The following is a 14,692-nucleotide window of genomic DNA, read 5'->3' on the forward strand; positions in this document are numbered from 1 at the left end:
GCGTTGGCGGTGCACCAGCGCTGGTGCACCGCCCCGGCTCCCCGCCCCGCGGCCCGATCGGAAGGATTGCCCTTGCCTATCCCCCTGCAGCACCCCGCCCGGCAGTCCCCTTCCGCCAGCCTTGGGGTAATACTGTGAGCCCGGCAGTACTGGGCCTCCACATAGGTGGTTCCAGGACACACGCGCTACGGCACGAGCCCGGGCGCACGGGGCAGTCCCGGAATGAACCGGACACCCCGGAGATCACCGAAACCAGCGCCAACCTGTCCTCCGTGGGCCACCACGGCGTGGATGCGGTCCTTCGCCGGATAGCCGCGGCCGTCGGAAAGGATGTCCGGGCCGTCTGCGCCGGAGCAGCGGGAGCCGATACTCCAGCCAGCAGGGCCGTGCTGTCCGCCTTGCTCGCCGAGCACTTTCCCGGCGCCGTGATCGACGTCGTCCATGACACCCGCATCATCCTCGCAGCAGCAGGCCTCGACGCAGGGGCGGTCCTGGTGGCCGGTACGGGCTCGGTTGCCTGGGGCCGGAACCGGGAGGGAAGGGAAGCCCGCAGCGGCGGCTACGGCTACCTGTTGGGCGATGAGGGCGGGGGCTATTCGGTGGTCCGGGACGCAGTCCGCGAGGCATTGCGTGAGCATTACGCCGGGCTGGAACCAGGTCCCCTGGTACAGGCCGTGCTGACTGCAACACAGAGCGCGGACGCGCTCCATTTGATGGACCACTTCTATGCCAAACCCGAACCGGACTACTGGGCGTCGATGGCGCCACTGGTTCTTGACCTGGCAGTATCCGGGGACCCCGCGGCCCTGCGTATCCAGGCCGAAGCGGCGCACTCGCTGGCCACCATGGCACGCCAGGTCCTCGGGGAACTTGGCTTGGACTTGCCGTTGGTGATGGCAGGTGGACTCCTGGTTAATCAGAGGCAACTGGCCGATGCAGTGGCACGCAAGCTCTCCCTGGACGATCCTTCCGCGGTACGGATCCTGGATCGCTCCCCTGTCCAGGGAGCAGTGACGCTGGCCGAAGGTCTACTGGGTACTTAGTGCCGGTATCCGGAGTAATCTGGATGCATGCCTTTCACTAGCGGTGGTCGGTAGCAATGGCGCGGGCAAAGCAGCGGTGGCTGCCCGCCTTGCTGATTCCGCTTGCCCTCCTTGCTGCGGTGTTGGTGGGCACGGTGCAAGCCGGCGCAACTCCCACCCTGCCGCCCAAGTCAGCGGAGGAAATCGTGGCCATGATCGCCCGGACCGAGGTCCGCGCGTTCTCGAGCACGGTGTCGCAGAGTTCCAAGCTGGGACTTCCGGACCTGAACGTAGGCGTACCCGGCGGAGGCCAGGGAGAGCCTTCCCTTTTCGAATTCCTCACGGGTTCGCACGAGGCCCGCATCTACGTGGCCGGTCCCTCCAAAGCGCGGCTGCAAGTCTTGGACCGGATGGCTGAGCGCGACGTGGTGGTCAACGGCACGGAGGCCTGGTTCTACAGCTCGGCGGACAACAGCGCCGTTCACACCACGCTGCCCGCACGTCCGGAGGCCGCCACCAGCCCCGCAGCGCCTGACGACACCGCACGGAACCTCCCCAGCCCCGAAGCACTCGCGGACAGGTTCCTCGAAGCCATGGACGACCACACGGAAGTGAGCGTTGGCGAACCTGCAACCGTAGCTGGCCGGGGCGCATACACCCTGATGCTCGTGCCCCGGAGCACGGACACCCTGGTGGATAGGATCGCCATCAACGTCGATTCCGAAACGGGCTTCCCCCTGGGCGTCACAGTCCGGGCGAAAGGGCAGGCAGACCCTGCCTTCAGCGCCAGCTTCTCAAGCTTTGATCCGGGCGTTCCGGACCCTGCGTTGTTCACGTTCACTCCCCCGCCCGGTGCCACCGTAAAGGAGGCCGCCGTGACGGAAAAGGAAGCACCAACGTGGGCACCTCGTCCGAAGCCGTCCGAAAGTTCGGGCCCGGCAGGGCCACGCCACCCAAGCAAAGAAGTCTCCGGCCAGGGCTGGGACTCGGTGGTGGTACTGCCAGCAGGTTCGGCCCCACAAGGCCTCGTGACCAATCCGCAGCTTGCCCAGGCCCTGCAGCCGGTTGCCGGGGGACGTGCCCTGACTACCTCCCTTCTGAGCGTGTTGATCCTCGACGACGGCCGCGTGTTCGCCGGAATGGTTCCCTTGGAACGCCTCCAGGACGTTGCCGGTGCGCGCGGGACTGCTGCCGGCTGAGGACGGCTCCATGGCGGAGCCCGGGGGCGGCAACAGCACAGCCCTGGCCATTCAGACCAGAGGATTGGTGAAGCGGTTCGGACAACGAGCCGCCGTGGCCGGCACCGATCTGGCCGTTCCCCGCGGTTCCGTGTTTGGCTTTCTTGGCCCGAACGGATCGGGAAAGACCACCACCATCCGCATGCTGTTGGGCCTGGTGTCACCCGACCAAGGCAGCATCACCGTGTTGGGCCAGGACATGCCGCGGGGGCTTGCCAACGTACTCCCCGACGTTGGGGCGTTGGTGGAAGGGCCGGGCTTCTACCCTTTCCTGTCCGGAGAGGCGAATCTGCTGCGCTTGGATACTGCCGACCGGCATGCCGAAGCGGCAACCCGGAAGGGGCGGGTGGCCGCGGCACTCGAACGGGTTGGCCTGGAACATGCAGCCCGGAAGAAGGTCCGGGCCTATTCGCTGGGCATGAAGCAGCGGTTGGGCCTGGCGAACGCGCTGCTGCGGGACCGGTCACTGCTGGTCCTCGACGAACCCACCAACGGTTTGGATCCGCAAGGAACCCGGGAGGTCCGGCATCTGGTGAGCTCCCTCGCGGCCGACGGGACCACGGTCTTTGTCTCCAGCCATCTCTTGTCCGAGGTGGAACAGATGTGCACCCACGTGGGCATCATGAGCGCCGGCCGGCTGGTTGCCCAAGGGCCGCTGGAGCAGTTGCGCTCTGCCGGACAGTCCCGGGTCACGGTAAAGACGCCCGACGTCGATCAAGCCGTCAGTGTCCTGGCGCGCCTTGGCCTGGTGCCCGGCACGCCGTCGGCAGGATGGGTGATGGCCACCGGGATGGACGGCGTTGCCCCTGAGTCGATTTCGGCTGCCCTGGTCCGGGACGGCGTCAGGGTGCGCGGTTTCTCGGTGGAAAACGCGAGCCTCGAGGAACAGTACGTTGCGCTTACGGGCGCGGGGTTCGATGTCGTCGGCTGAAACCCGGAGGCAGCCCGACGGCGGTTCAGGCGCCTCGGGCGGTCCGGGGCTGGCCCTCCTGGGTTCAGAGCTGTCCGTGTTGTTCCGGAGGGTGCGGACGTGGGCCATGCTCCTGGCCTTGGCAGCTGTGCCGATCCTGATTGCCGTCGCCGTGAAGCTTTCCAGCAGGGACGTGCCGCCCGGACGGGGTCCGCTCTACCTTGACCGCGTCAGCCAGAACGGACTGTTCGTTGCCTTTACCGCCTTGGTGGTGTGCGTTCCCCTCTTTCTCCCCCTCACGGTAGGTGTCGTAGCGGGAGGCACCATCGCCGGAGAAGCCAACCTTGGGACGTTGCGGTATCTCCTGATCGCGCCGGCAGGGCGCGTCCGGCTACTGCTGGTGAAGTACACCGGGGCGGTGGCTTTCTGCTGCGCAGCGACGTTGATGGTGGCCGCGTCAGGTGCCCTGGCCGGCGTCGTACTTTTTCCGGTGGGTCCGGTGACCCTACTGTCGGGTGACACTATTGGTGTGGGCGAGGCCGCGGTGCGCACGCTCCTCATTGCCGCCTACATTGCGGTTTCCCTGCTGGGGCTGTCCGCGATCGGCCTCCTGGTGTCGACTTTCACGGATGTCCCGGTTGGCGCGATGGCCGCCACGGTTGTTCTGGCGGTGGTTTCGCAGGTACTGGACAACCTCCCGCAGCTCGATTGGCTGCATCCGTGGTTGTTCAGCCACCACTGGCTTGGCTTCGCCGATCTGCTGCGGCAACCCATGTCCTGGAACTCCTTTGGGGAGAACGCGCTTCTCCAGGCAGGGTACGTGGCGGTCTGCGGCGCCCTGGCGTACGCGAAATTCTCCAATAAGGACGTTCTGTCGTAGCTTTGACGTAGGCTCATCCCATGGCCAGATTCTTTGACGTCCACCCAGTTGACCCACAGCCGCGCGCCATCAGCCAGGTTGTGAACATGGTCCAAAACGGCGGCCTCATCGCCTACCCCACTGATTCCTGCTATGCCTTGGGAGCCCAGATAGGAAACCGGGAGGCGCTGGACCGGATCCGCACCATCCGGCACCTTGATGACAAACACCACTTCACCCTGGTCTGCAAGGACTTTGCGCAAATGGGACAGTTCGTCATGTTGGACAATGACGTCTTCCGGAGCATCAAGGCCGTCACCCCCGGGAGCTATACGTTCATCCTTCCGGCTACCCGGGAAGTTCCCAAGCGCCTCCTGCATCCCAAGAAGAAGACGGTAGGGGTGCGAATTCCGGACCATAAGGTGGTTCAGGCCATCCTCGCTGAGCTCGGGGAGCCGCTGCTGTCCAGCACGCTTCTCCTGCCCGACCAGGAAGAACCACTGACCCAGGGATGGGAAATCAAGGAGCGCCTGGACAACGAGGTGGATGCAGTCATCGATTCCGGCGATACGGGGTCGGAACCGACCACCGTCATCGACTTCTCCAGCGGTTTCGCCGAGGTTGTCCGCCGCGGAACCGGCGATCCGTCGCGTTTCGAATAGCCCCCGGGTTATCCAAAGCGGAACCGGCAGCCCGCGTTGAGCACCACTTGGGCGAGGCTGGTGATCTCCAAAGCTACGGCCGACGGTGCTTCCGCCAAAGGCGCCGGCGGATACGCCACGGCGATAGTGATCTGCCTGTTGGCGTCAGCGCTGCTCAGCGACATCACTCCGTACCCAGGCACATCGCCCGCATGGCCGTAGTAATTTCCGTTGGTGCAGGGATCCTGCCACTGGTCCAGGCCTAGTCCGTACTCTTCCAGGACGCTCCCTTTCATCAGGATAAGGCTGGAGGGTGCCACGAGCTTGCCGCCGAGGAGGCCTGAGTAGAAAGCGTTGATGTCCCCCACCGTGCCAAACAACTGCGCACCGCGGGACCCCAGCGCTCCGGTCTCCATCACATCAACGGTTTTCCCATTGAGCTGTACGTAGCCGTGCACCACCCCGGGCGGTATGGGTTCAGGACCGTAGACAGCCACCGCGCGAAGGCCGAGCGGATCGAGGATGTCCCGGGCCAGGACCTCGGAGTACCCAGTGCCCCGCAAAACCTCCACAACCCGGCGCAGCAGCAAGTCCGTACGCCCGCTGTCCGGGTCCGCGAGCAACCCGCGGATGGTCGCGGCCGCACCGCCAGGAGGGATGTCCGCAGGCGCGAGATAAGCGGAGGCCGGGGCGTCCAGAACCAGGATCCCTTCCTCAGCGAGCTTCAGCACGGAAACCGCGAGCATGCTGCGGGACACCCCACCCATCACCATGGGATCATCGGGCCCGGCCAGTGTGCCGGTTGCAGTGTTCCTCAAGCCCGCCGCGTGCTTCCAGACCTGGGCACCGGACCTCGCCTCCACGATGACAGCCGGGGCGCCGAGCGCGATCATCTCACGGCTGAAAAGTTCAATGCTGGACTGCAACTCACGGAAAGCCGCCGATGCTGTCATTGCGTCAGTAGGTACTGCCGGCGACCAGGACGCCTCAGGAGGGTCCGACGTCGGACCTGACCGGGTAGGCGACGGTCCAGTTGCAGTAGTTGCCGGCGAGGGGACGTCAGGCGGCGGCTGATCCGGCCAACCGGTGCAGGCGGTCAGCAGGCCGAGTCCAAGAAGTGCAGCCGAAAGACGCGCCCCCACGCAGCGGCGGGGGCCAGGCCGTGCCGCAACTACCGCTGGAGTCAGCCCCCATCTCACTGTCCGACCCCGCCTAATCCTCCGGCTTGCGGGCCCGGCTGGGTTGCACGCGCATCGGCTCCCCCGGCATCTTGGGAAATTCCGGGGGGAACGGCATTTCGCCCTGGCCGTTCTTGACGTCACGCTCCCACCACTGCAGCAGGACATCGATGTTCCCGGGGGCATCGTGCATGGTGGCCCACGGGTCCCCTGACTTTTCCAGCCGTTCCGGGACAGTCCGGATGGTGTACTTCGCTGGGTCGGCATCCTCCAGTTCATCCCACGTCAGGGGGCAGGAAACCTGTGCCTGGGGAACCGCCCGGGGGCTGTAAGCCCCGGCAATGGTGCGGTCCCGGTTCGCTTGGTTGAAGTCCACGAAGATCCGGGTTCCGCGCTCTTCCTTCCACCACGCCGTAGTGACCTTGTCCGGCATCCGGCGCTCCAGCTCGCGTCCGGCGGCAATCACGGCATGGCGGACTTCGAGGAACTCGTGCTTGGGCTCAATAGGTGCGTACACGTGGAGGCCGCGGTTGCCGGACGTTTTGATAAAGGCGGTCAGTCCTGCCTCGTCAAGGACCTTGCGCAGTTCCTGCGCCGCCGGGATCGCATCGGCAAAGTCCGTGCCGGGCTGGGGGTCCAAATCAATGCGGAGTTGATTGGGGTTGTCCGGGTTATCTGCTTTGGAGGCCCACGGGTGGAAGACGACGGTGTTCATCTGGGCTGCCCACACGGCAGTTGCAGGCTCGTCGATGACCAGTTGCGGATGCGACCGTCCGCTGGGATAGGTCACCATCACCGACCTGACGTAGTCCGGGGCACCCTTGGGCGGGTTCTTGGAAAAGAACATGTCGCCTTCGATGGTTCCGGAATACCGTTGGAGGCTGACGGGACGGTTGCCGTTGGCGGCCACGAAGGCCTCCCCCACTGCCACCAGGTAGTTCGCAAGATCAAGTTTGGTGAGACCCGCTTCCGGCCACACCACCCGGTTCGGGCTTGAAATCCGCACCTCCCGGGGGCCATCGGGACCGGGCACTGTGATGGTGGTGGATTCGCTCGCCATGCCCACAAGCTACCGTGTCCGGGCCGTGCGCGTCTGCAGCTCGAAGGCATTTCGCGCAATGCGCCCGAATATGGCCACGCGTCCTTCATGATGGATGCATGCCCCTAACGCCCCGCGCAGTGTCCATCCACGTCGGCGACGCCGAAGTTTCCGGCCTTTCGATCCGCCCCTCCAAGCCCCTCGCCACGATGGTGGTGGCCCATGGAGCGGGTGCCGGGATGGAGCATCCGTTCCTGCAGGGTTTCTCGGAGGCAATGGCCGATGAAGGCGTGGCGACCCTCCGGTTCAACTTTCCCTATCGCGAAGCCGGCAGGCGGTTCCCGGACCGGCCACCGCTGGCCATCGCTGCGTGGACCGCGGCGATGGAGGCAGCAGCCGGACTGTCCGAGGGCGAGCCGCTGTGGGCGGCCGGAAAGTCCTTTGGGGGCCGGATGGCGTCCATGGCCGTCGTGGAGGGCATGAGAACGCGCGGTCTGGTGTATCTCGGCTATCCCCTGCACGCCCCCGGGAAGCCCGACAAGTTGCGCGATGAGCACCTGTACGGCATCGCTGTTCCCATGCTCTTCCTTCAAGGCACCCGGGATACCTTTGCAACGCCCGGGCTGTTGGAGTCGGTAGTAGAACGCATTGGACCGACGGCGACGCTCCAGTGGTGTGAGGGCGGGGACCACTCTTTCGCGGTCAAGGGTGCCAAACGGAGCGCGGCGGAGATCGGGGCTTCCTTGGCACCCGCCGTTGCACAGTTTGTGCGGGGCAATCCCTGAGCGGCTGGCGGCAGTACCAGCCTGGCCTACTTGGGGACGGGTTCATGCCGAAGGTAGGACCGCCGGAAGCGTCCGGTGCCGGCAGTCAGGGCCCTCAACTCCACTGCGTAGCGGAGGAGTTCCTGGTCCGGCACTTCCGCGCTGATCTCGGCGCCCTCGCCGGGAGCTGCGTCAGTGCCAGTCACGCGTCCCCTGCGGCCCGAGAGGTCGCTCATGACCGCGCCCACGTACTCGTCGGGAACGTTCACCACCACACTGGAAACGGGTTCCAGCAGCTGGATCCTGGTGGCTGCTGCCGCTTCCCGAAGTGCCAGCGCGCCGGCTGCCTGGAAGGCGGCATCGGAGGAGTCCACGCTGTGGGTTTTTCCGCCGGTTAGCGTCACCTTGATGTCCACCACAGGAAAGCCCTCAGCCACGCCCTTGAGCATCTGGGCCCGAATGCCCTTTTCCACGGAAGCCACGTAGGTGGCGGGGATGACACCTCCGACGATCTTGTCCACGAACTCGAAACCCCCACCGCGCGGCAACGGTTCCACGTCGATGTCGCAGATGGCGAATTGTCCGTGGCCTCCGGACTGCTTCACGTGGCGTCCATGACCGGATGCGTTGCCGGCGAAAGTCTCCCGCAACGGCGTGATGACATCGACGGTCTGGAGTTTCACGCCCTGGGCACGCAACCTGTCCAGGACCACCTCAGCGTGGGCCTCGCCCATGCACCAAAGAATCAATTGGTGGGTGTCCTGGTTGCGTTCCACCCTCAGGGTGGGGTCTGCTGCCGCGATCTTTCCGATGTTCTTGGCGAGGGCATCCTCATCGCTGCGTGAGGCCCCTTCGACCGCGATGGGCATCAACGGTTCGGGAATGTTCCACGTCTCGATGAGCAAGGGGCTTTCGCGGTCCGACACGGTGTCCCCGGTCTCGGCTCCGGCCAGTTTGCTGATGGCGCAGATATCTCCCGCGATGCAATAGGGAACAGCTTTGAGGCTGGAACCCACGGGCGAATACAAATGAGTGACGCGTTCGTCGGAATCGTGGTCCTCGTGGCCCCTGTCCGCCAAACCACGACCGCCGATGTGGATCGACGAATCCTCCCGCAGGGTTCCGGAAAACACCCTCACGAGGCAAACCCGGCCGAGGAACGGATCAACCGTGGTCCTCACCACTTCCGCAGCCAACGGCCCGTCCGGGTCGCAGCTCAGCGGTTTCAGGGATGACCCGTCCAGCTTCATGGCCGGCGGCGCGGGACGCTCCGGGGGCGACGGCAGGGCATCGACGAGCAGCGACATCAGCTCCTGCAACCCAAGACCGGTTTCGGCCGAGGTTGGCATGACCGGGAAGAAACGGCCCCGCGAAACCGCTGTCTCCAAATCCTGGAGGAGGTCCGACAGAGGGAGTTCTTCGCCGCCCAGGTACCGGTCCATGAGGGTTTCATCCTCGCTTTCGGCGATGATGCCCTCAATGAGCGGCCCACGGGCAGCCTCGAGCGCGGACTCAAGCGCGGGGTCTGCGGAGCCCGGGGGGTCGAGGACGCCGGCCACAACGTCAGGAGTGGGCAGGTACATCGGCAGTACGGCCTCTCCGAAAGCGTCCTGGCTGCGTTCGACGGCGGCGCGGAAGTCTGCCCGTGGGTGGTCCAGCCGACTGATGACCACGGCCCGGGGAAGCTGGATCTTCTCGCATTCGCCCCACAGCGCGACGGTCGCGCCGTCGATCCCGTCCACGGCCGAGACAACAAAAAGGGCCGCGTCCGCGGCCCTCAAACCGGCACGCAATTCGCCGGTGAAGTCGGTGTAGCCGGGGGTATCTATCAGGTTGACCTTCACGTCGCCCACGAGGATCGGCGCTACGGAGAGCGTGACGGAGCGCTGTTGGTGGACAGCGGACGGGTCCGAGTCGCTCACAGTGGTTCCATCCGTGATGGACCCCATCCGTGTGATGGCCCCCGTTGCCGCGAGGAGCGCTTCAACGAGCATCGACTTCCCGGCACCCGAATGTCCTACGAGTGCCACGTTCCGGACGTTGGCGGGTTGGCTGGCTGCGAGGGCTGTCCCGTTCTCGGACCGGCGTGGCTCGGGTCCGCCCTGGACTGTGGTTTTGGCCGCTTCGCGCGTACCTTTCGCGGACATGGGCACCTCCTGGGTGGTAGCCAAGTTCGTGTCCGAGCTCAGAGGCGGTTCGGACATGTACAAGGATTGGACACCCTCAAGCGACCACAGGGCAAGCACTAGGGACGCACAAAATCCAGCATGCCCCACAACAACCAGCCGGACACCAGCACACTTGCCGAGATAACAACCGTGAAGGCGCTCAACCAGACAAACGCCGGTGCTCCCGTGGTTCTGCCCAGGATCCACGCGTCAGAGGACTGGATCCGCGACCTGTGACGGGTGTGCACCCCGGCCAGTTTGAAGAGGTCCCGCACGGCCCCCACGGACAGCGCGATGCCCAGGGCAAGCACGACGTAGTTCACTGTCCCGGGGTCGGCGAACACAAGCAGCAGCTGGGCTACTCCCGCGCTGATGACGGCAACCAGGATGCCTGTCAGGTTACGGAGGAAGATCAAGGAGACCAAGAGGATCACAGCGCCGACGGACATGGCGGCGCCGGCCCGGCCCGCAGAGAAGGCGGCGATCAGGGCCAGCCCCACAACGGCAGGTGCGGGATACCCCCAAAAACCGGACCACGCGGCTCCGAACGCGCTGCGTCCACTGCTGACGAGCCGGCCGGAGTGGTCCAGTCCGATCCGGAGGCTATGGACGAAGCGGCCTGTCATCAGGGCGGCGTAGGCGTGGCCGAGTTCATGGACAAACGTGACATACAGGCCGAACCAGCGCCACGTGACGCGGGGAAGACTCAGCAGCGTCGCGCCGCCGATAATGGCCAGGAGAACCGGCAGCGGCACCGTTGTGGTGTGGACGTCCGTAAAACCACGGACAACGGCCGACCACCATATTGCGGGCACGCTGGAAGATTCGACAGGGGTTTGAGTCACCGTCGCAATGCTACGCAAGAAGTCCGGGAGCTACATGCGGTTCTTGGTCCTGGCCGTGGCGGGCGCGGTCCAAGGGTCCTCCGGCCAGGGATGTTTCGGGTAGCGTCCCCGCATCTCGGCACGGACCTGGGAATACGGACCCGACCAGAACGAGGCCAAATCGTCCGTCACTGCCAGCGGCCTGCCCGCCGGAGACAAGAGATGGAACAGAACCGGTACCCTGCCGTCGACCAACCGCGGCGTGCGGTCCCAGCCGAAGCATTCCTGAAGCTTGACCGCCACCACTGGCCTGCCGCCGTCGTCCGCTGCTCTTTCCGCAACCTCCGGGTAGAGGATGCGTACGCGCGAGCCGCTGGGAACCTCCAGCCGCTCCGGAACGAGGGCGTCGAAGTGAACCGCCTCCGGCCACGGCAAAAGGCGCCGCAACGGTTCGGCCAGGTCGACTGCGTTGAGCGGCTTGCCGCCCGCAAGGGCCTCGAGTTCGGGGGCTAGCCATTCGTCAAGGCGCGCCAAGAGGCCCGCCTCACTGACATCGGGCCACGGCCCGCCCAACTCCCGGTACAACAACGCCAGCCGTCGACGAAGCGAGTCAGCCGCTTCCGACCAGCCAAGCATTGCCAGGCCGCCCCTGCCCAAAGCCGTGGCAATGGCTTCCCGCCCCGCTTCGGGAGAAGGCCGGATGGGCGTCGAGGAGACCACGATCGCGCCGATGCGCCGCTCCAAACGGCCGCTGAGGCGACCTTGGTCAAACCGCGCCTCCACGATTTCCTGCACGAGGCCCGGAGCCGCTGCCCGGGCCAAAGATTCTGACAGCGGAGCAGCCGAACGAATCACAGCCCCGGTCCCGGCAACATCGCGCCCCTGGGCCCGCGATACTTCCGCAACCGCGAGCCACTCGTGCGCGGCGAGCGGACTCCCTGCCGGCAACCCGGCGCGGGTCCCCGAGGTGAGCTGATAGCTGGAACCGTGGTCCGATGCCCTCCGGGCGATCCGGTCCGGAAACGCCAGGGCAACAACGTATCCGGGCGCCTGGTCCCCAGTCAGCTTGAGGGACGTATCGGACGGAACGACGGCGTTGCCCACGTTGCGGGTCATGGATTCCAGCCGCCGGGCTTCTTCTAAAAAACGCCGCGACGCCGGAAGGGATCCACTGCGCATCGCCCTGAGGAGTTGCACCAGGTCTCCGCCCGGGGCACGCTGATCTCCCGACACGAGGGCCACGGTCTCTGCAGCAAGCTTCCCCCCGACGGTGGAAGACCCGTCCAGCAAAGCCCTGGCCAGCCGGGGGTCCGCGGGTATTAGTGCCAGCACCTTGCCGAGGTCTGTTGCCAGTCCAGCATCGGTGAGGGCCCCCAGTTCCCGCAGGACCTCCACCGCGTCATCCATCGAAGCCCGCGGCGGGGCATCGGGAAGGGCAAGGCCTTCTCCCCTGGGCGCACCCCAGCAGGCAAGCTGCAGGGCCGCTGAGGTGAGGTCGGCGACGGCGATCTCCGGGGTCTGGTGCGCTGGAGCGGCTGCATAAGCTTGCTGGTCGTAGCAGCGGACCACTGTACCGGGACCTTGGCGTGCGGCGCGGCCAGCCCGCTGCTCGGCCGACGCCCGCGACGTTGATACGGTGACCAGCCCCGACATGCCACGCCCCGAATCACGCCGGGGCTCCCGGGAAAGCCCCGAGTCCACCACCAACCGGACCCCCGGAACAGTCAGTGACGACTCCGCGAGGGCGGTGGACACGATGATCCGCGGAGGGTCCCCGGACCGCCGGCCGGACACGGCCCGGTCCTGCTGATCCGCAGCTGCCTGCCCGTGAAGCTCCAACACCTCGGTTCCGGGAACGAGCCCGGAACGAAGCCTCGCCGCCACGTCCGAGACTTCACGGACGCCCGGGAGGAAGACCAGCGCGTCCACCGAGGGATCCCTGCGCAAAGCCCTTGCGTGGGCCACCGCAGTTGTCTCCGCAATGTGGTCGAGGAATGCACGGGTCACGCCACGTTCGCCCAGTCGCTGTGACGGGGCTGGAACCCATTCCACCGTCAGGGGGTGGAGCGCCGATGGGCAGTCGACGACGGGCGCCGGCCCGCCGCCGTCGGAGGTTTGCCCCAGCAGGGCCGCGAAACGTTGCGCGTCAAGCGTGGCAGACATCGCCACCAGGATGAGTTCCTCACGCAGCTGCCCCACTTCGGACAACATGCCCAGCAGAAGGTCCGTTTCCAGGCCGCGTTCGTGGACTTCGTCAAGGACCACCGCGTCAACGCCGTCGAGGCCGGGGTCTGCCAGGAGCCGTCGGAGGAGGATGCCCGGGGTGACGAATTCCACTACGGTCCCGGGACTTGTCCGCGACTCGCCACGGACGGTGTAGCCTACCCGGTCTCCGAGCGGACTTCCGTCCAACGTGGCAAGGCGACGGGCGGCGGAGCGGGCAGCAATGCGACGGGGCTGGGTCACCACCACCCGCGGAGCTGTTCGGCCCCGCCGCGCTGCGACATTGGCCACCAACGGCGGCACAAGAGTTGTCTTGCCGGTTCCCGGGGGTGCCTGCACGACTGCCGTGCCGCCGTCGTGCCCGCTTTCCAAAGCGTCGGTCAGTTTGCCCAGGGAACCGGCGAAGACCAGGCCGTTTCCGATGGCATCCAGTGAAAAAGTCACCAGCCTATTGTTTCAGGAGTTCGGGGCCGTCCCCATGCTGGCTGGCTTGGGTGCTGCGTGCCTGGGCGCTGGGGTGGCTAGGCGATGGTGGCCGCATCAATGACGAAGCGGTACCGAACGTCCGAGGCGAGGACGCGCTCGTAGGCTTCGTTGATCTTCTCCGCAGGAATGACTTCGATCTCGGCACCGAGGCCATGCTCGGCACAGAAATTGAGCATTTCCTGGGTTTCGCGGATGCCACCGATCGCAGACCCAGCGAAGGACCTGCGTCTGCCGATCAAGGCGCCCGCTTGGACAGGGAGCGGTTCTGCGGGGGCTCCCACGTTGACCAACGTTCCGTCCAAGGCCAGCAGCTTCAGGTAGGCGCTGATATCAATGGATGCGCTGACGGTGTTAATGATGAGGTCGAAAGTTCCCCCGAGCCTTTCAAAGGTGGCGGGGTCGCTGGTGGCGTAGTAGTCCTTGGCCCCGAGCTTCAAGCCGTCCTCCATCTTCTTGAGGGACTGGGACAGCACCGTGACCTCAGCACCCATGGCGCTGGCGAGCTTGACAGCCATGTGGCCCAAGCCGCCGAGTCCCACCACAGCGACCTTCTTGCCGGGTCCCGCGCCCCAGTGACGCAGGGGTGAATAGGTGGTGATTCCGGCGCACAGCAGCGGGGCTGCAACGTCGAGGTCCAGCGATTCGGGGATGGAAACAACGAAATCTTCGTTCACCACCACGTCGCTGGAGTAGCCGCCCTGGGTGATGGTGCCGTCGAGGTCCACGGATCCGTAGGTGCCGACGTTACCGTTCAAGCAGTACTGCTCTTCGCCTGCTTCGCAGTTGGCGCATTCCTTGCACGAATTGACCATGCAGCCCACACCGACGCGGTCGCCGACCTTGTGCTTGGTCACCTCGGAACCTACTTCAGTAACGATCCCGGCAATTTCGTGTCCGGGTGCCAGGGGGTACTGCTGCGGGCCCCATTCGCCGCGGACCGTGTGGATGTCCGAGTGGCAAATGCCAGCGAATTTGATGTCGATGTGGACGTCGTGCGGGCCGACTTCGCGACGCTCAATGGTGGTGAGGGCGAGGTCTCCTGTGGCCGAAGGGGCAGCGTATGCGGTAGCGGTAGGCATGTTTCTCCTGCGTTATAACGATGTGCGGATACCTCCATCTAACCCTGTATTCCGAAGTCGAGGGAGGCACTGTTGAGTCTGGGATGGAGAGTCCTACCCAGTACGACGTACCGAATGTGTACCCATCCGAGGGTCCATTTACCGGAGTTTTGGGGAGGTTTTGGCTGGTTTCCTGGCTGGTTTTTCCACATACGGGCTGGGGTCTGGTTACAGGGTTTGGGTGGGGTGGAAGGCTTGGTTTATGGGTTTGAGCGGGCAGGT

The 14,692-nt window shown here is 65.5% G+C and carries 12 protein-coding genes; 6 read left to right on the plus strand and 6 right to left on the minus strand.

What is annotated here, in order from left to right; all coding sequences use genetic code 11:
• The first annotated feature begins 134 nt into the window (after positions 1–134).
• The 5 genes from OCL88_RS20030 to OCL88_RS20050 are packed head-to-tail and all read left to right on the plus strand — an operon-like array spanning position 135 to position 4,691.
• Positions 135–1,043 carry an N-acetylglucosamine kinase gene (locus OCL88_RS20030; protein WP_264963700.1) on the plus strand — a complete coding sequence of 303 codons (909 nt, stop codon included), beginning with the start codon at positions 135–137 and terminating at the stop codon, positions 1,041–1,043.
• A 56-nt stretch (positions 1,044–1,099) separates the two neighbouring features.
• Positions 1,100–2,221, plus strand: a complete 1,122-nt coding sequence (locus OCL88_RS20035) for a LolA family protein (RefSeq protein WP_264963695.1) — start codon at positions 1,100–1,102, stop codon at positions 2,219–2,221.
• A gap of 10 nt (positions 2,222–2,231) precedes the next feature.
• Positions 2,232–3,191, plus strand: a complete 960-nt coding sequence (locus OCL88_RS20040; RefSeq protein WP_201433234.1) for an ABC transporter ATP-binding protein — start codon at positions 2,232–2,234, stop codon at positions 3,189–3,191.
• The gene (locus tag OCL88_RS20045) at positions 3,178–4,050 is read left to right on the plus strand and encodes an ABC transporter permease (protein ID WP_264963696.1); all 873 of its coding nucleotides are present in this window, start codon (positions 3,178–3,180) and stop codon (positions 4,048–4,050) included. The genes OCL88_RS20040 and OCL88_RS20045 overlap by 14 nt, the downstream gene beginning before the upstream one ends.
• Positions 4,051–4,070: 20 nt before the next feature.
• Positions 4,071–4,691, plus strand: a complete 621-nt coding sequence (locus OCL88_RS20050) for an L-threonylcarbamoyladenylate synthase (protein ID WP_166184212.1) — start codon at positions 4,071–4,073, stop codon at positions 4,689–4,691.
• A gap of 8 nt (positions 4,692–4,699) precedes the next feature.
• Here the strand turns inward: OCL88_RS20050 and OCL88_RS20055 are convergent, their stop codons facing one another.
• A complete protein-coding gene (locus OCL88_RS20055; RefSeq protein ID WP_243542784.1) occupies positions 4,700–5,623 on the minus strand; it encodes a serine hydrolase domain-containing protein in 924 nt (307 codons plus the stop codon).
• A gap of 259 nt (positions 5,624–5,882) precedes the next feature.
• Complete coding sequence (gene ligD, locus OCL88_RS20060) at positions 5,883–6,908, minus strand: non-homologous end-joining DNA ligase (RefSeq protein WP_166184208.1); 1,026 nt, start codon at positions 6,906–6,908, stop codon at positions 5,883–5,885.
• Between the two features lie 98 nt (positions 6,909–7,006).
• Between ligD and OCL88_RS20065 the strand changes: the two genes are divergently transcribed.
• On the plus strand, positions 7,007–7,672 hold the full coding sequence (locus OCL88_RS20065; RefSeq protein WP_264963697.1) for an alpha/beta family hydrolase: 666 nt from the start codon (positions 7,007–7,009) through the stop codon (positions 7,670–7,672).
• Positions 7,673–7,698: 26 nt separating this feature from the next.
• Here OCL88_RS20065 and OCL88_RS20070 read toward each other — a convergent pair whose 3' ends face one another.
• The 4 genes from OCL88_RS20070 to OCL88_RS20085 form a co-directional block, all read right to left on the minus strand.
• Positions 7,699–9,798, minus strand: coding sequence for an elongation factor G-like protein EF-G2 (locus OCL88_RS20070; RefSeq protein ID WP_201433229.1), 2,100 nt, complete (start codon positions 9,796–9,798; stop codon positions 7,699–7,701).
• A 98-nt stretch (positions 9,799–9,896) separates the two neighbouring features.
• The gene (locus tag OCL88_RS20075) at positions 9,897–10,664 is read right to left on the minus strand and encodes a M50 family metallopeptidase (protein WP_227471355.1); all 768 of its coding nucleotides are present in this window, start codon (positions 10,662–10,664) and stop codon (positions 9,897–9,899) included.
• A 30-nt stretch (positions 10,665–10,694) separates the two neighbouring features.
• Entirely contained in the window at positions 10,695–13,313 is a 2,619-nt protein-coding gene (gene hrpB, locus OCL88_RS20080) for an ATP-dependent helicase HrpB (protein ID WP_319951672.1), read from the minus strand.
• 74 nt (positions 13,314–13,387) lie between these two features.
• Positions 13,388–14,431: an NAD(P)-dependent alcohol dehydrogenase gene (locus OCL88_RS20085; RefSeq protein WP_264963699.1), complete on the minus strand. Its 1,044-nt coding sequence runs from the start codon at positions 14,429–14,431 to the stop codon at positions 13,388–13,390.
• Positions 14,432–14,692 lie beyond the last annotated feature (261 nt).

It is taken from the genome of Paenarthrobacter sp. PAE-2 (assembly GCF_026013155.1).
GTDB classification, from domain to species: domain Bacteria; phylum Actinomycetota; class Actinomycetes; order Actinomycetales; family Micrococcaceae; genus Arthrobacter; species Arthrobacter ureafaciens.

Excerpts from the sequence above, each read along its gene's own strand:
- OCL88_RS20070 (WP_201433229.1), bottom strand. The coding sequence starts at position 9,798 with ATGTCCGCGAAAGGTACGCGCGAAGCGGCCAAAACCACAGTCCAGGGC.
- OCL88_RS20050 (WP_166184212.1), top strand. The coding sequence starts at position 4,071 with ATGGCCAGATTCTTTGACGTCCACCCAGTTGACCCACAGCCGCGCGCC.
- OCL88_RS20040 (WP_201433234.1), top strand. The coding sequence starts at position 2,232 with ATGGCGGAGCCCGGGGGCGGCAACAGCACAGCCCTGGCCATTCAGACC.
- OCL88_RS20035 (WP_264963695.1), top strand. The coding sequence starts at position 1,100 with ATGGCGCGGGCAAAGCAGCGGTGGCTGCCCGCCTTGCTGATTCCGCTT.
- OCL88_RS20065 (WP_264963697.1), top strand. The coding sequence starts at position 7,007 with ATGCCCCTAACGCCCCGCGCAGTGTCCATCCACGTCGGCGACGCCGAA.
- OCL88_RS20055 (WP_243542784.1), bottom strand. The coding sequence starts at position 5,623 with ATGACAGCATCGGCGGCTTTCCGTGAGTTGCAGTCCAGCATTGAACTT.
- OCL88_RS20085 (WP_264963699.1), bottom strand. The coding sequence starts at position 14,431 with ATGCCTACCGCTACCGCATACGCTGCCCCTTCGGCCACAGGAGACCTC.
- ligD (WP_166184208.1), bottom strand. The coding sequence starts at position 6,908 with ATGGCGAGCGAATCCACCACCATCACAGTGCCCGGTCCCGATGGCCCC.
- OCL88_RS20045 (WP_264963696.1), top strand. The coding sequence starts at position 3,178 with ATGTCGTCGGCTGAAACCCGGAGGCAGCCCGACGGCGGTTCAGGCGCC.